This is a genomic window from Stenotrophomonas sp. STEN046, assembly GCF_056759755.1.
In genome coordinates, this window is record NZ_JBRRDR010000015.1 from 1 (window position 1) to 20879 (window position 20879).

General features: G+C 66.6%; 22 protein-coding genes and 1 tRNA gene. 5 read left to right on the forward strand and 18 right to left on the reverse strand.

Translation table 11 applies throughout. The features are described from left to right. Positions 1-110: 110 nt before the first annotated feature. A complete protein-coding gene (locus tag ACVOLJ_RS09265; protein WP_475280926.1) occupies positions 111-1403 on the reverse strand; it encodes a tryptophan--tRNA ligase in 1293 nt (430 codons plus the stop codon). Positions 1404-1511: 108 nt separating this feature from the next. Between ACVOLJ_RS09265 and ACVOLJ_RS09270 the strand changes: the two genes are divergently transcribed. Next, on the forward strand, positions 1512-2306 hold the full coding sequence (locus ACVOLJ_RS09270; RefSeq protein WP_475280925.1) for a hypothetical protein: 795 nt from the start codon (positions 1512-1514) through the stop codon (positions 2304-2306). 64 nt (positions 2307-2370) lie between these two features. Here ACVOLJ_RS09270 and ACVOLJ_RS09275 read toward each other — a convergent pair whose 3' ends face one another. The 3 genes from ACVOLJ_RS09275 to rocF all read right to left on the reverse strand — a co-directional run bounded on the left by ACVOLJ_RS09275 (position 2371) and on the right by rocF (position 4007). After that, on the reverse strand, positions 2371-2592 hold the full coding sequence (locus ACVOLJ_RS09275; protein WP_475280924.1) for a CsbD family protein: 222 nt from the start codon (positions 2590-2592) through the stop codon (positions 2371-2373). A gap of 196 nt (positions 2593-2788) precedes the next feature. Then, positions 2789-2926 (reverse strand): entericidin A/B family lipoprotein, encoded by a 138-nt coding sequence (locus ACVOLJ_RS09280; protein ID WP_053520147.1) that lies wholly within the window; start codon positions 2924-2926, stop codon positions 2789-2791. Between the two features lie 160 nt (positions 2927-3086). Beyond that, positions 3087-4007, reverse strand: a complete 921-nt coding sequence (gene rocF / locus ACVOLJ_RS09285; protein ID WP_475280923.1) for an arginase — start codon at positions 4005-4007, stop codon at positions 3087-3089. A 125-nt stretch (positions 4008-4132) separates the two neighbouring features. On the opposite strand from rocF, the gene ACVOLJ_RS09290 reads away from it, so the two are divergent. Together ACVOLJ_RS09290 and ACVOLJ_RS09295 are read left to right on the forward strand one after the other, a co-directional pair. Then, positions 4133-5068, forward strand: a complete 936-nt coding sequence (locus ACVOLJ_RS09290; protein WP_475280922.1) for a hypothetical protein — start codon at positions 4133-4135, stop codon at positions 5066-5068. A 498-nt stretch (positions 5069-5566) separates the two neighbouring features. Next, on the forward strand, positions 5567-5971 hold the full coding sequence (locus ACVOLJ_RS09295; protein WP_475280921.1) for a hypothetical protein: 405 nt from the start codon (positions 5567-5569) through the stop codon (positions 5969-5971). A gap of 33 nt (positions 5972-6004) precedes the next feature. Here the strand turns inward: ACVOLJ_RS09295 and ACVOLJ_RS09300 are convergent, their stop codons facing one another. From ACVOLJ_RS09300 to birA, 6 genes are all read right to left on the reverse strand, one after another. Beyond that, on the reverse strand, positions 6005-6307 hold the full coding sequence (locus ACVOLJ_RS09300; protein ID WP_481564010.1) for an addiction module antidote protein: 303 nt from the start codon (positions 6305-6307) through the stop codon (positions 6005-6007). Between the two features lie 57 nt (positions 6308-6364). Further along, a complete protein-coding gene (locus tag ACVOLJ_RS09305; RefSeq protein ID WP_475280919.1) occupies positions 6365-6652 on the reverse strand; it encodes a type II toxin-antitoxin system RelE/ParE family toxin in 288 nt (95 codons plus the stop codon). Between the two features lie 205 nt (positions 6653-6857). Further along, a tRNA-Thr gene (locus ACVOLJ_RS09310) sits at positions 6858-6933 on the reverse strand. Between the two features lie 41 nt (positions 6934-6974). Further along, positions 6975-7820: an SPOR domain-containing protein gene (locus ACVOLJ_RS09315; protein ID WP_481564011.1), complete on the reverse strand. Its 846-nt coding sequence runs from the start codon at positions 7818-7820 to the stop codon at positions 6975-6977. Between the two features lie 9 nt (positions 7821-7829). Continuing rightward, positions 7830-8561 carry a type III pantothenate kinase gene (locus ACVOLJ_RS09320; RefSeq protein WP_475280917.1) on the reverse strand — a complete coding sequence of 244 codons (732 nt, stop codon included), beginning with the start codon at positions 8559-8561 and terminating at the stop codon, positions 7830-7832. Then, the gene (gene birA / locus ACVOLJ_RS09325; protein ID WP_475280916.1) at positions 8558-9523 is read right to left on the reverse strand and encodes a bifunctional biotin--[acetyl-CoA-carboxylase] ligase/biotin operon repressor BirA; all 966 of its coding nucleotides are present in this window, start codon (positions 9521-9523) and stop codon (positions 8558-8560) included. Before birA ends, ACVOLJ_RS09320 begins: the two co-directional genes overlap by 4 nt. Positions 9524-9666: 143 nt before the next feature. Here birA and ACVOLJ_RS09330 point away from each other — a divergent pair, with 143 nt between their 5' ends. Together ACVOLJ_RS09330 and ACVOLJ_RS09335 are read left to right on the forward strand one after the other, a co-directional pair. Next, positions 9667-9942: a hypothetical protein gene (locus ACVOLJ_RS09330; RefSeq protein ID WP_475280915.1), complete on the forward strand. Its 276-nt coding sequence runs from the start codon at positions 9667-9669 to the stop codon at positions 9940-9942. Continuing rightward, positions 9909-10697: a M90 family metallopeptidase gene (locus tag ACVOLJ_RS09335; RefSeq protein ID WP_475280914.1), complete on the forward strand. Its 789-nt coding sequence runs from the start codon at positions 9909-9911 to the stop codon at positions 10695-10697. The genes ACVOLJ_RS09330 and ACVOLJ_RS09335 overlap by 34 nt, the downstream gene beginning before the upstream one ends. Positions 10698-10743: 46 nt before the next feature. Here the strand turns inward: ACVOLJ_RS09335 and ACVOLJ_RS09340 are convergent, their stop codons facing one another. The 8 genes from ACVOLJ_RS09340 to ACVOLJ_RS09375 all read right to left on the reverse strand — a co-directional run bounded on the left by ACVOLJ_RS09340 (position 10744) and on the right by ACVOLJ_RS09375 (position 20878). Continuing rightward, positions 10744-12168: an ATP-binding protein gene (locus ACVOLJ_RS09340; RefSeq protein WP_475280913.1), complete on the reverse strand. Its 1425-nt coding sequence runs from the start codon at positions 12166-12168 to the stop codon at positions 10744-10746. Positions 12169-12190: 22 nt separating this feature from the next. After that, positions 12191-12874, reverse strand: a complete 684-nt coding sequence (locus ACVOLJ_RS09345; RefSeq protein WP_004136763.1) for a response regulator transcription factor — start codon at positions 12872-12874, stop codon at positions 12191-12193. A 72-nt stretch (positions 12875-12946) separates the two neighbouring features. Next, entirely contained in the window at positions 12947-13315 is a 369-nt protein-coding gene (locus tag ACVOLJ_RS09350) for a hypothetical protein (protein WP_475280912.1), read from the reverse strand. A 212-nt stretch (positions 13316-13527) separates the two neighbouring features. Next, positions 13528-14532, reverse strand: a complete 1005-nt coding sequence (gene dusA / locus ACVOLJ_RS09355; RefSeq protein ID WP_475280911.1) for a tRNA dihydrouridine(20/20a) synthase DusA — start codon at positions 14530-14532, stop codon at positions 13528-13530. Positions 14533-14667: 135 nt separating this feature from the next. Beyond that, a complete protein-coding gene (locus tag ACVOLJ_RS09360) occupies positions 14668-17427 on the reverse strand; it encodes a peptidoglycan-binding protein (RefSeq protein WP_481564012.1) in 2760 nt (919 codons plus the stop codon). Positions 17428-17488: 61 nt separating this feature from the next. Then, entirely contained in the window at positions 17489-18289 is an 801-nt protein-coding gene (locus ACVOLJ_RS09365) for a lysozyme inhibitor LprI family protein (RefSeq protein ID WP_475280909.1), read from the reverse strand. Positions 18290-18518: 229 nt separating this feature from the next. Then, positions 18519-19973, reverse strand: coding sequence for a SulP family inorganic anion transporter (locus ACVOLJ_RS09370; RefSeq protein WP_481564013.1), 1455 nt, complete (start codon positions 19971-19973; stop codon positions 18519-18521). Positions 19974-20200: 227 nt separating this feature from the next. Continuing rightward, positions 20201-20878 carry a hypothetical protein gene (locus ACVOLJ_RS09375; protein WP_475280907.1) on the reverse strand — a complete coding sequence of 226 codons (678 nt, stop codon included), beginning with the start codon at positions 20876-20878 and terminating at the stop codon, positions 20201-20203. Position 20879: the final 1 nt, after the last annotated feature.

Genomic DNA, 20879 nt, shown 5'->3' on the forward strand with positions numbered 1-20879 from the left:
GGGCGGGGGGGGCCCGCACATATAGGGGCGGGGGGGGGGTGGGCCCGGGTCGGGCGGGCGGGGGGCCGTATTCCCCCAGCCCGGGCGGGGCCCGCGCCCGACACTACCCCTTACGCTTCGCGCAGCAACGCAAGCGCGGCAAGCACGGCATCGACTTCGGCATCCAGCTTGAACAGCTCGCTCTGCAGCTGGTCGCCCTGCTCGGCCTGCTTCAGCACGGCAATCAGCTGTCCGGCATCGCGCGGCGAATCAAAGCCTTCACTCTGGATCAGCAACGTGCCATCGCCAGCGGTCAGCTTGAAGTAGAAGCGGCCATCCTTTTCGCGGTACTGCTTGAACAGCGGCGGCGCTGCGCGGGCCACGCCAGCGTCTTCGCTGGCGATGTCACCAGCGCTGGACAGATCACGCAAGCCCACCGCATGGCGCAGCTCGGCGAGCAACGGCGCTGCCAGCTGCTCACGCAGCTGCTGGCCACGACGCGTGAGCAGCGCTTCGATTTTTTCCGGCTCGGCCATCAACGCGTTGTAGCGCTCGCGCAGCGGCGACAGCTCCTCATCGATGCGCTCGAACAGCTGCTGCTTGGCATCGCCCCAGCCAATGCCATCGGCGAAGGCCTTGGCGAAGGCCGCGGTCTGCTCCGGGGTGGCAAACGCCTGGTACATCTGGAACAGCGCCGAGCCCTCGGTGTCCTTCGGCTCGCCCGGTGCGCGCGAGTCGGTCAGGATCGAGAACACCAGTTTCTTCAGCTCCTCGCGCGGTACGAACAGCGGAATGGTGTTGTGGTAGCTCTTGCTCATCTTGCGGCCATCCAGGCCCGCCAGCGTCGCCACCTGCTCGTCGATCACCACGTCCGGCAGCGGGAAGTACTCCTTGCCGTAGACGTGGTTGAAGCGCTGGGCGAAGTCGCGCGCCATCTCGATGTGCTGGATCTGGTCACGGCCCACCGGCACCTGGTTGGCCTTGAAGATGAGGATGTCGGCCGCCATCAGCACCGGGTACATGAACAGGCCGGCGCTGACGCCCGCATCTTCATCCACGCCTTCCTCGCGGTTCTTGTCCACCGCCGCCTTGTAGGCGTGGGCGCGGTTGAGGATGCCCTTGCTGGCGATGGCGGTCAGGAACCACATCAGCTCGGTGGTCTCGCGGATGTCGCTCTGGCGGTAGAACCACACATGCTCCGGGTCCAGGCCACACGCCAGCCAGCTGGCCGCGATCTCCAGGGTCGCGCGCTGGGTGCGCTGCGGGTCCTGCGACTTGATCAGGCTGTGCAGGTCGGCCAGGAAGAAGAAACTCTCGATGTCCGGCGCACGGCTGGCCGCAATGGCCGGGCGGATGGCGCCAACGTAGTTGCCCAGATGGGGCGTGCCGGAGGGGGTGATGCCGGTAAGGACTCGGGTCGTCATGACTGCGTGGGGTAACCTTCAATGAACGGGGCCAGTTTACCGTGCACGCGGTCAACCCCGTCAGAGCCCCCGGCGCGTTTGTTCACTCAACCCCGCTGGAGACGCCCGATGAAACGCCTGCTGCCCCTGCTGCTGATCCTGCCCCTGGCCGGTTTCCGCCCGGCCCCGATGCCGCCGCCGGTGTACGACGATGGCCCGGTGCGGGTCGCCCTGGTGGACCGCGACCGCGGCACCGAACTGCGCGCCTACCCGGCCGACGGCCAGCGCTGGGTGGCCGGCGAGCGCGGTCATCGCTACGCGGTACGCCTGTACAACGACAGCCCGCGCCGGGTACTGGTGGTGCTGTCGGTGGACGGCGTCAACGCCATTTCCGGCGAAGATGCCGATCCTTCGCAGACCGGCTACGTGCTCAACCCGGGCCAGCGCGCGGACATCACCGGCTGGCGCAAGACCCAGGATGAAGTGGCACAGTTCGTCTTCAGCAGCCCCAGCGGGAGCTATGCCAGCCGCACCGGCCGTCCGGACAACGTCGGCGTGGTCGGCGTTGCCGTCTTCGAGGAAGCGCGCCGCTGGCGGCCGCAGCCCAGCCCGATCCTGCGCCGTCCGCTACCGGCGGCCGAGGCCTCTGCCGCCGCAGATGCCAGCGCCAGTCGCATGGAAGGCTACTCGGCCAAGTCGCAGGCACCGGCACTGGGCACCGGCCACGGCGCCCGCGAGAGTTCTTCGGTACGTGATACCGATTTCGAACGCGCCAGCCGCACCCCGGCCCAGGTTCTTCAGCTGCGCTACGACAGCGCCCGCAACCTGCGCGCGCGCGGCATCGTGCTTGATTCGCCCTCGCGCCTGGATCGCCAGCCTCAGGCCTTCCCCAACCGCTACGTACCCGACCCGCCGGCGCGTTGAGCGCGAACAGCAGAACGCCCGCACCATCACGGTGCGGGCGTTGCAGGATGCAGCCGCTGCGCGGTTACTTGTAGTCCGGGTAATCCTTGTGCATCGCCTTCTGGAAATCACGCACTTCGGTTTCCGCACGATCCTTTGCCCAGCCATAGCGTTCCTGCAGGCGGCCGGCCAGATATTCGGCATTGCCTTCGGCCACATCGAAATCATCGTTGGTCAGATCGCCCCACTTCGCCTGGGCCTTGCCCTTGAGCTGCGACCACTTGCCGGAAATGATGTCTTTGTTCATCGCTGAGGCTTCCTTTGAGTGCAACGGCGTTGTTACCGTGATTGCAGGGTGCCGCATGCGCTGTTGAAGCACGGTCAACCGACCATGAAAATGCTGCTCACCTGCTTGAATGGTTCACTACGCCTGCACCCCAACACGCGCCCACGAAAAAGGCCGGGAAGATCCCGGCCTTTTCCTGTTGCGCACCGCGTCGGGCTCAGTTGCCCTTGGCAGCATCCTCAACCTTCTCGCCCGCCTTCTGCACGTCCTTGCCGGCGCCGGCAACGGTGTTGCAGCCGGCCAGCATGGCCACAGAGAACATCGACAACAGCATCAGGGCAACTACGCGCTTCATGGGCTTCTCCTTGGGTTCGCCGCTACCGTTCAATCACGGGATCGGTTGGTGATCGGGGCGGCAGACTGGCCTGAAGCCACCCCTGCCGCGTGAAGTGCAATCTGGCGGCAGTGGCGTGGAGCGGATGTGAACGGCGCGCAGAACCGTTCAGGCTGCCCCTTCAATCGCGCATCAGGGTGGACTTGCCGAACAGGCTTTCAACCAGGTCCACGGCCAGTTCGGCGGTGCTGTTGTGGTTGTCCAGCAGCGGGTTCAATTCCACGATATCCAGCGAGCCCATGCGCCCGCTGTCGGCGATCATCTCCATCACCAGCTGCGCCTCGCGGTAGTTCACCCCGCCCGGCACCGTGGTGCCCACGCCCGGGGCGATGCTCGGGTCGAGGAAGTCCACATCGAAGCTGACGTGCAGATGGGTGTTCTCGTCGATGCCGGCCAGCGCCGCTTCCACGGTGCGCTTCATGCCGTTCTCATCGATGTAGCGCATGTCGTACACATCGACCTTGTGGGTCTTGATCAGGCGCTTCTCTTCCGGGTCCACCGAGCGGATGCCGATCTGGTGCATCTGCGAAGGCTTGATCGCCGGCGAGGTGCCGCCCAGCTTGGTCAGCGCATCCGGGCCCAGGCCGCACAGGCAGGCCACCGGCATGCCGTGGATGTTGCCCGAAGGGGTGACCTCGCTGGTGTTGAAATCCGAATGGGCATCCAGCCACAGCACGCGCAGGTCCTTGCCCTGCTCGCGGCACCAGCGCGCCACCGCGGTGATCGAACCGATGCCCAGGCAATGGTCGCCCCCCAGCATGATCGGCATGCGCCCGGCCTGCAGTTCGGCGTAGCTGGCTTCCATCAACGCGTGGTTCCACGCCACCACTTCATCCAGGTGGCGATAGCCCTGCACCGGCGCGGTCCACGGGTTGCGCGGGCCATCCAGGTTGCCCAGATCGCGCACGTCCACGCCGCGCGCTTCCAGCGCCTCGGGCAGGCCGGCCACGCGCAGCGCTTCCGGCCCCAGGCGGGCGCCGCGATGGCCCGCCCCGATGTCGGTGGGAACGCCGATCAGGGATACGGAAATGGGATGGGCCATGGGTGCCTCCTGCGAACGAAAAAGAAGCACAGTCTAGCCAGACGCATGTGACACCACTCGCGGCGGTGCAGCAGGACAGGCGCGTGGTTAAGATCGGCGTTCCACACGGACGATCGGAACATCCCATGGCGCCTCCCGCCCTCGCCTACGCCCAGCAAGCCCTGATGCAGCTGCAGCAGCGCATCCATGCCTTCACCCTGGAAGAGGCGGACGAGTACGAGCTGGATATCGACGACCTCACCCAGCCACTCGGGTCTTCGCAGCTGCAGCGGCTGACCGTGGCGCCGCTGTACGGCGGGCTGCACGTGGAATTTTTCGGCAACCCGTGGGACGAGCCATTCGAATGGACGCTGGCCTGCCTGTCTGACCCTGCCGTCGCCGCCAGCGTGATGTCGCTGTGTTTCACCGGCCCGGATGAGGGCGCCAACGGCACCCGCGAGTGGGAGTTCAGCGCATTGCTGGACAGTGCTGTGCAGTTCCCGCGCCTGCGTTCACTGGTGATAGCGCCCACCGCACCGGAGCACCACAACGCATCGCTGATCCAGCGTGCCGGTTCCATCATGGAAGAAGGTGGAGAGATCGCCCGTTTCGCTGCCAAGGCCCCCCATCTGAGCGAGCTGGTAGTGCCCAATGCACCGGACGCCACGTTCTTCGAGGTGCCGCTGCCGCATCTGCACAGCCTGCGCATCGGCGGCGGCTTTGACACCCAGCACTTCATCGAACGGCTTGCCACAGCGCGCAACCTGCCTGCGCTTGGACTGCTGGATTTCACCGAATCCAGCGAGGTGCAGTTCACCTGGGCCGAGCAACGCCAGGTCGATGCAGTGACCCCGTTCGCGGCCTATGAGCGGCTGTTCGCCAGTGACGCACTGGAGCCGGTGCACACCCTGCGCCTGCGCAACAGCGCGTTGGATGTGGAGCAGCTGCAGGCACTGCATGCGATGCGCCCGGGGTTGCAGTTCATGGTGATCCAGGCGGGCATGGGCGGCTATGTCAGCCACTTCGCCAAGGATGTATTCCCGTGGCGACACCTGGTGCCAGGGGATACGGGACAGCGCTGACGTCGACGTTTGGCGACAGGTGGGTTGTGTGCAAGGTTTGGACAGCGCGTCAAGCTGCCTTTGCAGTGCCTATGCCGCAGGGCATCTGACGCGTGGTTGCAGAGGATGGCATCAGGCGCCTGGATCAAGGCTGCGCAGGCTGTCGTTTTTGCCTGCGAATCGGGCAATACAGGCCAATCGCGATAATTCATTTTTCCTTTCGCAAAGCACGGATTCATCGGAACAATTGATTGGCAGGTCACGACTTCGCGTGCCCAAGATGAATCGCCATCGACAACGGATGGCCGGGACTTCCAAGCCCGTGTATCGAGGATGTTTACGCTTGTCAGCCGGCGTCGCTCGTATGTGGGCGGCGTCGGTTGGCAATCCGTCTGCTGCTGTATGGCGGGCGGTGCGTGGGGGCCTCGTGCCCGCCGGCTCTTCGATACGGTCTTGGAAGCCACGCATCGCCTGCCACCCTTTACCGGTGGCACCTCCGTTCCTGCCGAGGCTGCCCGCATGTCCAAGACCCACCATCCATATCTGACCGCCACCCTGGGCGATGCCGCCGCGCGCCTGCCACCCGAACTGGCCCTGCCGCTGGAAGCGGCCTTCGCCTCTGCGAACGACGTGCCTGCACCCATTACCCTGCCCAGCTGTCTGCAACGCATCCGTGCAGTCGATGCGTCCGACGGCCAACCTTGGCGCAGTCCCGCAACGACGCCGGCGCAGGGAATGGCGATTGCCCGCGCCGATCGCGCAACTGCCGGCCTGATCACGCTGCTGGAGATTTTCCACGCCAGCGAACGTGTGCGCGTTGATGGCGAAGAGAAAGACGATATCGGCGATGGCACGCGAGAGGGATTGCTGCTCGCATGTCGTGGGCTGGCAGAATATGTGGTGTTGCAGTTGCACGTGGAGTGAGCTGCCGACGTGCATGCCTGATGGAGCGCTGGTCTACATGGCGCTGGCGTGCAGCTGCACACCCAGGGCCCGCGTCACCTTGAGGATGGTTGCAAAATCGGGGCTGCGCTCGCCCGACAGGGCGCGATACAGGCTCTCACGCGACAAGCCCGCCGCACGTGCAACTTTGCTCATCCCCTGGGCGCGCGCGATATCACCCAATGCCCTGGCAATGAACGCCGAATCGCCGTCGCTTTCAGCAATGCAGGCATCGAGATACGCAGCCATTTCCTGTGGCGTCCGAAGGTGCACGGCCACGTCAAATGCTTCGAGTTCGACCTTTTTCTTGATGGCCATGATGCGGTTGCTCCAGTACCTGGTGAAGGAGACGGTGCGCCTGCACTCGTTCGAATGTCACAGGGAACGCGCCATTTCCCGTGCCTTGTCGATGTCCCGCTGCTGTGAACGCTTGTCACTGCCAACCAGCAGAATCACCCACTGGTTGTGTCTTTGGGTGTAGTACACGCGGTAGCCCGGCCCAACATCGATGCGCAGTTCGGAAATGCCATCGCTCAGATTGCGGTGGTCCCCCGGATTTCCTCCGGCGAGCCGAACTATCCGGGCCAGGATGCGAGCTCGCGCGGTCACGTCCTTGAGAGCGTCAATCCATGTCGCGAACTGACGGGTACGCTGGATCTTCATGAAGGAATGTAGCCTACTGGCTACACCTCTTCAAGCACTGGATGCGGGAGGACCGCACCGCCAAGACAGCGCGCAGTGGATGGAACATCCGGCAGCCGCCAGCGCAGCGCCGAAAGTCACAATGAAAGATGAGAGGAAAAGTACTGTGGCCGGCAGCAACGCTCGACCCGCTGCCCCGCTTGGGAGGAGCGTCAGCAATGGCTGATGGTGCCGCTTATCCGAATCGAACGGATGACCTACTGTTTACAAGACAGTTGCTCTACCAACTGAGCTAAAGCGGCACGGGGTGAAACGCCGACGGCAGCGCCGCGGTGGAGGGATTCTAGCGCAGTCGCGCGCATTCCAGCGAGCGGCCCTGCGCGGCCCCACTGCGCTGCTGCGCCTGTGCCGGTTCGGCGGCGGCGGCCAACTGCCCTTCCAGCCACCACTGGCCGGCATCGCCACTGGCTACCAGCCGCGGCTGGAAGCCCGCCGCCTGCACGGCCGCGATGCGCCGCTCGGCGCCTTCGCGGTTGCGGTACTGGCCCAGGGCGATGGCGTTGGTCTCTTCGCCCTGGCTGATGATGTAGTAGTCGCTGAGGCCGGCGGCAACGACGCGCTTGACCGTGGCCTGGGCGTCCTCGCGGCTGGCGGCCGCTGGCAACAGCACGCGATAGCGGGCGCTGCCACTGGCGGCCGGCTGCTCACGCAGGCGCACCTGGCTGAGCAGACTGCCCGCACGGCCCTGTGCAGTCGTTGCCGCCGCGCGGTCGGCGAATGGGCCCAGGGCGATGCAGCGCGCAGGCGCAGGCGGCTTCTCAGCCACGGGCCTTTCCGCGATCGGTTCGGCCGGCTTGGCAACGGCGGCCACCGTTTCGGTGGGCTTGGGCGCTTCAGTCGGCTTGGCTGGCGGCGGCGCAGCGACGGCCGGCGCGGGTGCTGGTGCTGGTGCAGCTGCGACGGCGACGGTCGGCGCGGCTTCGCGTTCCACCAGCGCTTGGCTGGGCGCAGCGGCAGTGGTCTGTGCCACGGCGGCCGCATCGGTACCGCCGGGCAGCCAGCGCAGCTCGGCCACGCCGGCCGGAGGCGGCGGCAACGGCGCCCGCGCAGGTTCATCGCGCAGCAGCCACCAGCAGGCAACACCAAGATTGAGGATCGCCAGCACGACGATCAGGGCACGGGTCAACATGCGCCGATACTAGCCTGCAGGCTGGTGCACCGCCCAGCGGGCGAGGCCATCCAGCACCAGCGAGGGGTGATAGTCGGCGCCATCCAGCAGCGGCATCAGTGCCGGTGCGCCGCCGCCATGCACCAGCAGCGACGGCATCACGCCCAGCAGCGTCTGCGCCTGGCGGGCGCTGCGCTCGACCAGGGCCACGGCGGCACCATCGCAGCCGGACGCCAATGCATCGGCGGTATCGTTGGCAAATTCGCTGTAGTCACCGCCGCTGGCGGGCAGCTGCACCGCGCGCGCATGCAGGGCCTCGCGCATGGTGGTGGGCGAGGCGGAAATACGCCCACCGTGATGCTGGCCATCGGCATCGAGCAGGTCGATGGTCAAGGCGGTACCTACCCCGACAACCAGCACCGGCCGCTGCGCCTTGGCGGCCGCCAGCAGCGCCAGGAAGCGATCGACGCCGAACTTTTCCGGTCGCGCATAGGCGATGCGCACGCCTGCACATTGGGCGCTGGTGCGCACCACATGCACGTGTTCAAAGCGGCGCTGCAGCTGATCCAGCATGGCGCTGGTCAGCGACGGTGCCGCCACGCTGGCGACGAACGCGGTAGCGCCGCTGGGCAGGCTGTGCGGCGGTTGCGCGGCCATGCCCTCGGCGCCATGCGCCCAGGCCTGTACGTCACCGGCACGGTCACCCTGCAGCGGTGCGAACTTGAAGCGCGAATTGCCCAGATCGAACAACCAGTCGCTCATGCCTTCCTCACGCTCACTTCGCCGGCATGCAGCAGGCGCTCGCGGCCGTCGATGCGCACGCGCAACGCGCCGTCGTCGGCCAGGCCGAGCGCGGTGCCGTGCTGCCACTGGCCATCCAGCTGCACGCGCACTTCGCGCCCCGCCAGCATGTCGAACGCTGCATAGCGCGGCAGGAACGGCGCCAGCCCGTCGCGATCGAATGTTTCCAGTGCCGGCAACAGGCGGGCCAGTACCGCGGCCACCACCGTGTTGCGATCCACCGGTTCACCGGCCAACGTGTCCAGGTCCACCCAGGGCTGGGTGATCTGTTCGGCAAAGGCCGGCGGCATGTGCACGTTGATGCCGATACCGATGACCGCGCGCGCCGGGCCGGCGTACTCGCCGCCGCCTTCGGCCAGCAGGCCGACCAGCTTGCGGCCGTCCACCAGTACGTCGTTGGGCCACTTCAGCTGTGCCTGCGCATAGCCCAGGTCATGCAACGCCTCGGCCACGGCGACCCCAGCCACCAGGCTCAGGCCGGCCAAACGGCCCAGGCCACCCTCGAACAGACGCAGCACCGACAGGTAGACGTGCGCCGCCAGGGGTGAGGCCCAAGTACGGCCGCGACGGCCCCGGCCACCGGTCTGGCGCTCGGCCAGCAGAACGCTGACGCCGCGCTGGGGTGCGCTGCAACGCAGCAATTCTGCGTTGGTGGAGTCCACCGTCCAGGCCACCTGCAGGTCATGCAGCAGGGCGGCAGCGTCCTTCGGCAGGCCGGCACGAATGGCAGCCGGGTCCAGCAGGTCGATCGGCCGGGTAACCCCGTAGCCCTCGCCAGCGCGGCCCTCGATCTCCACCCCGGCAGCCCTAAGCCCTTGAATGCGCTTCCAAATGGCGGCCCGGGTCTGCCCCAGCTCACGCGCCAGGGCGTCGCCGGACAGGCGACCGGCAGCGAGTTTGGCCAGCAGTTGGCGATCGTCCACGGCAGCTTCCACAAAGACAGGACGGAATTATGCGGGAAAGCCGCCAGCGACGCCCGCCGGGCCCGGTTCGGCCGGGCTTCCAATCTGGCGCCGGGTTCGGGCTAGAATCGGGAGCTCACCCTCCCTTAACGTGGATGTCGTCAATGCGCCGTTACGCCCATTGCCTGATCCTGCTGACGATGCCCTTCGCGGCGTCTGCAACGGCAGCGCTTGATGACAGCCGTGGCGCTTGCGTGTATTCGGCAAGCGACGCTGCCTCGCAGCGCGCACCGGCTGCCGCGCCGGCCCCTGCCGCAAAGCCGGCACCGGCACGCCCGGCCGCCAACACCAGTGGCAGTGGCGGCGGTGGTGATGACGATGTTCTGCAGCGCATCCGCGCGCCGAAGTGGCACAGCTACCTGCCGGGCATGTTCCGCTGATCAAGTCGTTGCTGCGGTGGCTGCGGCCCGCGCCGCGGCCGATTGAAGACGCACACTGGAACGCTGCCTGCCACCGCGCCGCATGGTTGCGCGGCCTGGACGACGAACGCCGCAACAGACTGCGCGTACTTGCCACGCGCTTCCTGCATGAAAAGACCATCTCCCCGATTGGCGAGCTGCAGCTGCAGCCTGCCGATGGCGTGCTGCTGGCCGCATTGTGCTGCCTGCCCTTGCTGGAGTTCGGTGAGGTTGGCCTGGAAGGCTGGTCGCAGCTGATCGTCTACCCCGATGCATTCCGCGTGCATCGCAGCCACATGGATGCGGCCGGCGTGCTGCACGAATGGGATGACGAACTGATTGGCGAGTCGTGGGACAGCGGTCCGTTGATCCTGTCCTGGGCCGATGTGCAGGCTGATCTGGCCGCGCCGCACGAAGGCTACTGCGTGGCGGTGCACGAGATGGTGCACAAGCTGGATGCGCTCGACGGTGCGATGGACGGCACGCCACCGTTGCCGCGCGCATGGCAACGCGAATGGGCGGCCGCCTTCCAGCAGTCCTACGACGCCTTCTGTGCGCAGGTGGATGCGGGGGTGGAAACGCTGATCGACCCGTATGCGGCTGAAGCACCGGAAGAGTTCTTCGCGGTTGCCAGCGAGTACCACTTCTCCGCGCCGGACCTGCTGGCCGAGGCATTGCCGGAGGTGGCCGTGCACCTGCGCCGGTTCTACGGCGAGCCGCCGAAGATGGTGGGTTGATTCATCCGTTCGCCGGGCATGGCCCGGCGAATCCGGATGCAAAGGCTTACGGTCCCGGCGGCAGACGTACTTCGAAGCGGGCACCGCCCAGCTCGCTGGAACGGGACACCATCAGTTCGCCGCGGTAATCCTTGATCAGGTCCTGCACGATCGACAGGCCGATGCCGTGGCCCTGCACGCGCTCATCGCCGCGCACGCCACGCTGCAGCACCTTGCCGATATCCTCCGGCGCGATGCCCGGGCCGTCGTCGTCGACCGCCAGCAGCAGGCCGGCGCGACGTGCGTTCGGTGCCGGCAACGGCTGCGCGGTCAACAGCACGCGGCGCTTGGCCCACTTGAAGGCGTTTTCCAGCAGGTTGCCCAGCAGTTCCTGCAGGTCGCCCGGTTCGCCATGGAAGCGCGCGGCCGGGTCGATATCGAATTCGCACAGCACGCCCTTCGACGCGTAGACCTTTTCCAGGCCGCGCACGATTTCCTCGGCGTTGGATTCGATCGGCAGCGGCGCGGAGAACAGCTTGTGGCCCGACGAAGCGGCGCGCGCCAGCTGGTAGGACACCAGGTTGTTCATGCGCTGCAGCTGCACGTCCAGTTCCTCGCGCAGGGCACCATCGCCGGCGCCACTGTCCATCTGCGTGCGCAGCACCGCGATGGGTGTTTTCAGGCTGTGCGCGAGATCGGCCAGGGTATTGCGCTGGCGTTCCAGGTTCTCGCGCTCGCCTTCGATGAAGGCATTGATGCTGTCGGTCAGCGGTTCAAGCTCGCGCGGGTGGCGTTCGCTCATGCGCTCGGTTTCACCGCGCTGCACCTTGGTCAGTTCGGTGATGACCCGGCGCAGCGGCCGCAGGCTCCACTGCAGGATGACCGTCTGCAGCAGCAGCAGGATCAGGCCGATGCCGCCCAGGTAGAACCAGACGCGGCTGCGGAACACGCGCAGCTGCGCACCCAGCGCGCGCGAGTCTTCCATCACGTAGATGGTGTACGGGAATTCAGTGGCGGGGTCGGCATCGGCGTCCCACACCAGGCCCAGGCCATAGCGGTACACCGAGCCCTGGCTGCCGTCGATCTGGATCATCGGCAGCGGGCCTTCGAACACTTCCTGGCGCGGCGCCAGCAGGCCACCACCGACGGTGGGCAGCATCGGACCCTCGGCGGACATGGAATTGCCCTTGCCGTCGGGCATCACCACCTGCAGGTAGAGGCCACTGCCGGGCACGTCGAAGCGCGGATCCGGTGGCTGCTCGCGGATGTACAGCGAGCGGTCACGGGTGAAGTCGATGCCGGCCGCGTAGGCGGTGGCGTAGTTTTTCAGGCGCTCACGCAGGTTCGCCTTCGCCGTATCGGCGAAGGCGGCATCCAGCGCGTAACCGGCCAGGGCCAGGAACGCGACCAGACCCACGGACGCGGCGAACATCTGGCGCGCCTGCAGAGAGCGCGGCCGCCAGCGTCGGAAGAACCACAGACGGCCGGACATCGTTTATCGCCTGCTGAAGGCCTCAGCCCTCGTTGCGCGGAATCGCGAAACGGTAGCCACGACCGCGCACGGTCTCGATCGGCTTCAGTTCGCCATCCGGGTCCAGCTTCTTGCGCAGGCGACCGATGAAGACCTCCAGCACGTTCGAGTCGCGATCGAAGTCCTGCTGGTAGATGTGTTCGGTGAGGTCGGCCTTGGAGACCAGTTCACCGGCATGCATCATCAGGTACTCCAGCACCTTGTACTCGTAGCTGGTGAGGTCGACATTGCTGCCGGCAACGCTGACGGTCTGCGCGGCCAGATCCAGGGCAACCGGACCGCATTCCAGGGTCGGCTTGCTCCAGCCAGCGGCGCGGCGCAGCAGCGCGTTGACGCGGGCCAGCAGCTCTTCCACATGGAACGGCTTGACCAGGTAATCGTCGGCGCCCTGCTTGAGGCCCTCGACCTTGTCCTGCCAGCTGGAACGTGCGGTCAGGATCAGCACCGGGAACTTCTTGCCTTCATCGCGCAGGGCCTTGATCAGCTCCATGCCCGACATCTTGGGCAGGCCAAGGTCGATGATGCCGACGTCGAACGGCACTTCGCGGCCCATGTACAGGCCTTCTTCGCCATCCTGTGCAGCATCGACGGCAAAACCTTCGCGCTTGAGCCGGGCTGCCAGGGTCTCACGCAGCGGGGCTTCGTCTTCGACCAGAAGGATACGCATGAACTCTCCCTAGTGTGCTGGGTGTGGCCCGGAGGCCTGTGGGTACGGGTTGATAGCGTCAACTATCCCTGTTCAGGGGTTATCGCCGCGTAGTGATGACATATCCGACCGCGGCGTGCGCGGCTGTGAACGTGCCGGGGCGGGGTCGTCCATGTAGCGGACGCGACCACGGTCGTCCATGTATTTGACCCGGTTGATATCACGACCATCGAACGGCACCCGCTCTGCACCCAGGATGTGGCCGCCGGTGGTGCGCTGCACGCGGCGCACGGCATCGGACAGCGAGCGCTCGTTGTTGGCCGCGCGGCCACCCCGCTCCATCATTTCAGCACGCCCCTGTTCCCGCTGCGGATCCTGCGCCAGCGCCGAAGACAGCGGGGCAGCCGCCAGGACCACGCAGGTGGCCAGGGCAATACGGCGGTGGAAGGGAGCGGAAGACATCGATGCGATCCTAGCCGAGCACGGCGATTCGTTCAAAAGTCGTAAATCGGGACACCGGAATGGAACCCGGCGTTTTACAAATCTTTTGCAAATTCTTGGTTTCGAGCGGTGAATCCGGTCTGAACTTTTCTGACTGCTGCGTCGCGTTGTTCAGCTAAGTGAACATTCGGGACGATTCCGGCGTTCTTGTCAAGTCAGAAATGTGACTGCGGTCACGCTGCGGCGCGATCGGCTTCGCGTTCGGTGACGGCCAGTGCCTGCTCGAGCAGCGCCCAACCGGCCCCCGGGCGATGCGCGCCCTCGCTCAGCACCTGGCGGAATGCGCGGCCACCGGGCTGGCCGTGGAACAGGCCCAACAGGTGGCGGGTGATGTGCTTCAGGGCCAGGCCTTCGCCCAGGCGGGCCTCGATGTAGGGACGCATGGCGCGCAGCAGCTCGGCCCGCGGGCGCAGCGCTGCGCCGGCCTGCAGCGCCTCCAGCTGATGCAGCAGGTAGGGGTCGTGGTAGGCCGCGCGGCCGAGCATCACGCCATCGACATGCGCAGCCTGCGCCTGCACCGCTTCGATGCTGGCCAGGCCCCCATTGAGCACCACCGGCAGCGCCGGGCGCTCCTGCTTGAGGCGGTAGGCCCAGTCGTACTTCAGTGGCGGAACCTCGCGGTTCTCCTTCGGCGACAGCCCCTTCAGCCAGGCGTTGCGGGCGTGCACCACCACCATCGCCGCGCCGGCATCGACCTGACGGTCGACGAAGCTGGCGAACACGTCGTAGTTGTCGTCTTCGTCTACACCCAGCCGGCATTTCACCGTCACCGGGATATCCACCGCGGCGACCATCGCTGCCACGCACTCGGCCACCAGCACCGGCTCGCGCATCAGGCAGGCACCGAAACGGCCGGCCTGCACGCGGTCGGACGGGCAGCCACAGTTGAGGTTGACCTCGTCGTAGCCCCAATCGGCAGCGATGCGCGCGGCCTGCGCCAACAGCGCCGGATCGCTGCCGCCCAGCTGCAGGGCCAGCGGCTGTTCGCTGGCATCGAAGCCGAGCAGGCGCTCGCGGTCGCCATGGATGACCGCGTTGGCGTGCACCATTTCGGTGTACAGCCGTGCGCCCGGCGCCAGCAGGCGGTGGAACACCCGGCAGTGGCGGTCGGTCCAGTCCATCATGGGGGCGACGGACAGGCGCAGGGAATCGGCGTAACGGGCGGTGGCGGACGTCATCGGGCGGTTGATCGTGGAGACTGGCAATGCCAGTGAGATCAATAGTTTACACCGATAGGCTGAACGGGGCCGGCCGGGGCCGGGCACTGCCCGGAGCCGGCGCACAGCCGGCCCCGGGAAATCCTCGCGGCCGCCTTACTGCGCGCGCCCCTTCACCTGTTCCTGCTGCTGTTCCTGCACGCGCTGGTTGAACTGGGTATCCAGCTCCTCGGTCTGGCGGGTGCTGGCTTCAACCGACTGCGAAACGGCCTGACGGCTGTCGACGAAGGTGCGCTGCGCGGCCGGATCGCCGACATTGCCCTGCACGGCGAACAGACCGCTGCCATCCGGGCGTGCGACCACGTGGTCGATCTGGCGCATGCCGGCAATCTTGCTCTCGTAGGCCAGCTGGCCGGCGGCCCGTTCGGTGTCCTGCGCGTTGGCGAACAGCGGGCACAACCCGGCCTGGACCCGCTGCTGCTGCAGCACCTGCAGCTTTTCCAGGGCCTGCTCGAAACGCCCGTGCTCGGCGTGCGACGGATCGCGCATGCTGGGAAGCGCCGCTGCGGCGGCGGGCTCGGCCCGGGCCGGAGCCACCGGTGCCGCCGAATGGCCACCGGCTTTCACTGCCGCCGGATCGTTCACCTTGGCCAGGGTCAACCTGCCCGCCTTGCCGTCATCATCCAGGCCGTTGTTGGCCTGGAACTGCTTCACCGCGGCAACGGTGTCCTTGCCGTAGATGCCATCGGCCGCCAGCGCTTTGCCGTCGGCGCCCACGTGGCCCAGTGCCGCAAGCTTGCCCTGCAGTGCCTTGACCTCGTCTCCGCGCTCGCCCTTCACCAGCATCCCATCGGCCATCGGCGCCTGCAGCGTGGCACGTGCGGCCTGCGCCGCTTCCGGGCCCTGTGCCTGCACCTTGCCGCCCAGGGTGATGCGGTCATTGAGCATGTCGCCGAGGTACTTGCGGAACTGCGCAGGCTCCACTTCGATGTGTGCGTGCACCGCACCCGGCGAGCCCACGTCGGACTGCCGCACCAGCGGCGCGCCGTACTCGACGAAATCCCCGGTCTTGTACGGAATGGAGCCGCGTTCGCCGTGCAGCACCTGTCCCACCAGTTCGCGCCGGGCATCGCCAACCGGGTGGCTGTAGATGCTGATGGAGTTGGTGCCGTCGTTGTTGAGCTTGACGTAGCCGGCGACCGGATTGGGAACCATCAGATTGCGGCCACCTGACCGGTCGGTCAGGATCAGGTCCTTCTGCACCAGCGGAATGTTGTTGACGTCGCCACGCCGGCGCACGGCCTCCAGCTCGCCCTCGACCATCTCCGCGCTACGGTCGACCCGGCTGGCATCGCCCGCGCGAACGGCGGCGGCGTTGGTGTTGGGATGATGGATCTTCAGTTCCCGGAACGCTTCTTCGCCACTGATGCCGTGACGCAGGATGCGGTTGCTGCCGCCATTGCCGAACGGCTCCACCACCGAGATGCGCCCGCCGCCAGGTGCAGCGGCCGCAACAGGCCCGCTGTGGCGCTCGGGCGCAGGTGCCGTGGCGGGTCCGGCCGGTGCAGCAGGCGCGGCCGGTGTCGGCGTTGCAGGGCGGTGCTGTGCCGCTTCGGCCTGGATTGCATTGCGCGTGCCTGCGTCAGCCATGCCGGTGGCCGGCAGATGGTGCTGCTGCTGGAAGGTGTTGAGGGCGTGCTGGCTCCCCGCCCCCAGGTAACCATCGGCGGTAATCGCTTTGCCCCGTGCATCGGTGAGCCCCAACGCCGCCATGTCAGCCTGCAGCGCGCGTGCCTCGCGGTCGATCGCGCCCAGCGTTGCCGGACCGGCCTTGCCATCCACCGGGGTCAGCCCATGATCGCGCTGGAAGGCTTCGACGGCCTGCCGGGTAGTGGCATCGAACTGTCGGTCGGGGTGAATGCCCTGCGCGCCTGCGCCGCCATAGCCCAGTGTGTGCAGGTTGTGTTCCAGCTTTTCCACCGCGCGGCCGCTGGAACCTTCTTTCAGGACCTGCGCACCGCCACCGTGTCCGTGCGCTCGCGCCTGTTGCAACGCCACCCGGATGTCCGGATCACTGCCCTCGGTGGCGGGCGCAAAATCGCGGTGCCCCACTTTCAGGTGTGCGCGATCCATTTCGGCGGAGTGCTGCGCATAGGCATCTTCATACCCGGCAGCGACATCGGCAGCAGCCAACCCGGCATAGGAAGGGGTGCGATGGCGGATGGCAGCGGCCTGGTCGCGCAGTTCTTGGTAGTCACCACCGCGCTTGAGCACCGCTTCCAGGCCATCTAGCCGGCCCGGCAGCTGGTTGGCAGTCTTGGCGATCAACGCGATGGCCTCGAAGCGCTTGTCCTCGGCGATGCCGCTGCCATGCTTGTCCAGCATGGTCATGGCGATATTCGTGGCATTGCGCACCTGCGGGTAATCGATGTGCGTGTGGATCCACTGCTTGCCTTCCGCCGAGCCGGCCCAGGCATTGATGCTGTCGCGCGTCGGCGCATCGATGAAGCGGATGGATGAGCGCTTTCCCTCACCATTGCCGTGGCTGAGCAGATCCGCACGCAGGTCAGTGCGATCATGCGTGAAGGGCAGGTTGTGTGCCTTGGCGTAGGCACTGGCCTGGTCGATGACCCCATCGACATACGTTGTCTCGCCCGGCTTCAGTTTGCGCTCTTGCGTCGCGCCCAGTGGCCACTCGCCACGTTGGCCGAAATCCACCTGGATGGTGCCCAGCGAATAGCCGCTGTTGTCCCTCACCGCGCTGACCGTGCCCCATTGCGGCTCATTAAGGTGCTTGGTGATACCGGCAATGCTGAGGTGGTACGACGATCCGCCACCTTCGGTGCCGCGTCCGACAGCAAAGAATACCGCTCCGGCAGTGGCGTCCAGGTTACGCGTGTCGATATTGTTCGGCATGGCTCACTTCCTTGTCCGTGGAGGGATGACCGTGATGCAGTTGCCTGTTGGCGACGGTGGATCAGGGCGTCAGCACGCGCGCGTGCAGCTCGACGGCGCGGTTGGCGTACCGGTTGATGCGGCACGACTGTGCATCCAGCGCCTGTCCGACGCCGTCGGTGGCCGGGCTGCAGCGCTTGTCGGTGTCTTCAGCCCAATCGGCCTGCTCGTCCATCCAGCGGTCCTTGGCCGGACCATCGGGGCCCCCCATCAGCCGGGCGACCTGCTTTTCAAGCAGTCCCTGGTGATGGGCGAGCTCGGCTGCGTCGCAGGCTTCCAGCTGGTCGTCCATGCCGCGGGCGTCCTGCACGCAACGCGTGTATTCCGGACGCAGCGTGGCCTGGGTATAGGAGGTATCCGGCGGTGCGCTCTGCGCCAGCAGCTGGTCGGCACGGTTGGCCACACGGTACAGGCGGCATTCCTGCGCGTGCTGCAGTTGATCTGCGCTGCTGTTGGAAGCGGCGGTGCAGTGACGGTCGGTGTCGTTGCGCCAGGTCGCCTGGGCGGCTGTCCAGGTCTGCTTCGCACTGCCATCCAGCGTTGCGACGGCCTTGGCGGCCGCGTCAGCCAGACGGGTTTCCTGATAGGCCAGCTCGTCTTTGCCGCAGGCAGCCAGCTTGCCGGCATCCTGTCCGGCTTCATCCACGCACCAGCCATAGGCCGAGCGCAGACGGCCATCGGTATAGGACGCATCACGCTGCGGCTTCGCACCTTCGGTCGAGGCCGGTGCCTGCACTTGGGTCGCACCAGGCGCTGCTGGCTGCAGCGCAGCAGCAGCGCTATCGGTTGGGGGCGCCTGGCAGGCGGCCAGTACCAGGCACATCGCCAGCATTCCTCCCCGCCGCGTGCCAGGAGAGATCCGTTCAAGGCCCCGACGGGCATTTGCTGCCTGCATTGCTCACTACTCCCTGGCACGTGGCCGGCTGTGCCGGCAAGCAGGGGCCGTCCATCGGCCCCGTGACGGGGACAATGCTACGTCAGCCTTGGTTTCAGATGGCTGACTGGATTCAGCTTTCCGGGGTGTCGCGCAGGCCCAGGCCGAAAACCACGGCTCAATGCACCCTGCCGCGTGCGCCCACCTTCTCCACCAGCGTCTGGCTGGCCGCATTGAGGCCGACCACGGTGACCTGCGCGCCATGCGCGGCGAGCTTTTCCTGCGCGCGTTCCAGCGCGGCCACGGCGGTCAGGTCCCACAGATGGGCATCGCGCAGATCGATCTGCACCTTGGCCGCCACGTGCTGGTAATCGAAGGCGGCGCCCAGTTGCCCGGCCGAGGCAAAGAACACCTGGCCGCGCACGCGGTAGACCTGGGTATCTGCGCTGTCTTCGCGCTGCACATCGAGCATGCGGCCGACCTTGCGGGCAAAGAACAGCGCCGAGAGCAACACGCCGCTGAGCACGCCCTTGGCCAGGTCGTGAGTGGCCACGGTGACCACCACGGTCAGCAGCATGACCGCCGACGAGCTGCGCGGATGCGTGCGCAGGTCGCGCAGCGAGCGCCAGCTGAAGGTGCCGATGCTGACCATGATCATCACCGCCACCAGCGCCGCCATCGGGATCTGCCGCACCAGGTCGCTGCCGTACACCACTAGCACCAGCAGCAGGGCACCGGCCACCAGGCAGGACAGGCGGCCGCGGCCTCCGGAAGTCACGTTGATGACCGACTGGCCGATCATCGCGCAGCCGGCCATGCCACCGAGGAAGCCGGTGAACGTGTTGGCCACGCCCTGCCCGACGCACTCGCGGTTGCGCTCGCTGGGCGTTTCGGTGATGTCCTCGACGATCTGCAGGGTCATCATCGATTCCAGCAGGCCGACCACCGCCAGCGTGGCCGACACCGGCAGCAGGATGCGCAGCGTTTCCCAGGTGAGCGGCACATCGGGAATGAGGAAGTGCGGCAGGCTGTCAGGCAGCTGGCCCATGTCCCCGACCGTGCGCACGTCGATGCCGAAACCGATCACCACGGCGGTGAGCAGGCCGATGGCCACCAGCGGCGAGGGCACCACGCGGGTGATGCGCGGCAGCAGGTAGATGATGGCCAACGCGGCAGCACACAGCACGTACACGGTAGGACCACGGCCGACCAGCTCGGGCAGCTGTGCTACGAAAATGAGGATCGCCAGTGCATTGACGAAGCCGGTGATGACCGAACGTGAGACAAAGCGCATCAGCGAGCCGAGCTTGAACACGCCGGCCAGCACCTGCAGCAGGCCGGCCAGGATGCTGGCGGCGAACAGGTACTGCAGGCCGTGGTCGCGCACCAGATCGACCATCACCAGCGCCATTGCACCGGTGGCGGCGGAGATCATGCCCGGACGGCCGCCGGCAATGGCGGTGATGACCGCGATGGAGAATGCGGCGTACAGGCCCACTTTCGGATCGACGCCGGCAATCAGCGAGAAGGCGATGGCTTCGGGAATCAGCGCCAGGGCGACGACCGTGCCGGACAGCAGATCACCACGGATGTTGCCGAGCCATTGCTGGCGCAGGGGGTAGAGAGTTTGCATGGAAAAGCTCCGCACGCACGCGGGCATGGCCACGTGGCGCTGCAGTGGAAGGACACGGTTGCCTGGGCCGGCGATGCCGGCTGCCGAAGAGCGGCAGGGTTCAGGGTGGCGTGATCACTGCAGTGCGTCGTCGGGGAGCGTGGAAGGGGCGCAGTCTACGGGAAGGCGCCGGGCGGCTCAAATGGCCGACCGGTTCCTTCTGCACCCGAGGTTACGCACCGGCGGCGCTAGTAGCCGGTGACGTCAAGCACGGCGAGGGCCGCGTTGTTCCCGGTATAGGTGAACCCGGTCGGCAGAGGCAATCCGTAGTAGGGACCGTAGGTGCGTCGCGCTTTGGGTGTCATCCCGAAGGTGATGGTGCCACCGTTCACAGCCCCGCCGGCAACACTCACGTCCTCGTATTGCAGGTATTCCTGTGGATCACCCCATCGCCGGAAGGTGTTCACCGAATCGAACGCATAGACCAGAGGCATCACTGCCCAGGCGCGCCCGGGATCAAACTGTGCACTGCCCTGCCAGCCGGGCCGGGTCGATGCCGAGCGCAAGCCAGCCACCCGCGCAGCCTTTCTGCCGGCGTCGAACATCAACCGGCCAGCACTGTCGCGGATGATCAGGCCAAAATTGCTCGGCGGCTCCTGCGGCGGCGCGTATACGTACCACTGCACCACTGCACCGGGTGGACCGAACAGATACAGCCCGGTCGGATAGCCATCGATCTGGTTGTAGTACTGGCAGCCCACCACCGAGGTCGAGCGCACGGCCACGGTACCAGCGTGGTTGCCGATGAACCGGCTGCCTTCACTGTCCAGCGTGTCGGTGCCTTGAGCGAGCATCGCCAGTGTGGGGAAGGCATCGTCGACCAGCACGGTGCCCCAGTCATTGATGATCTTGATTCCTGAGGTCATG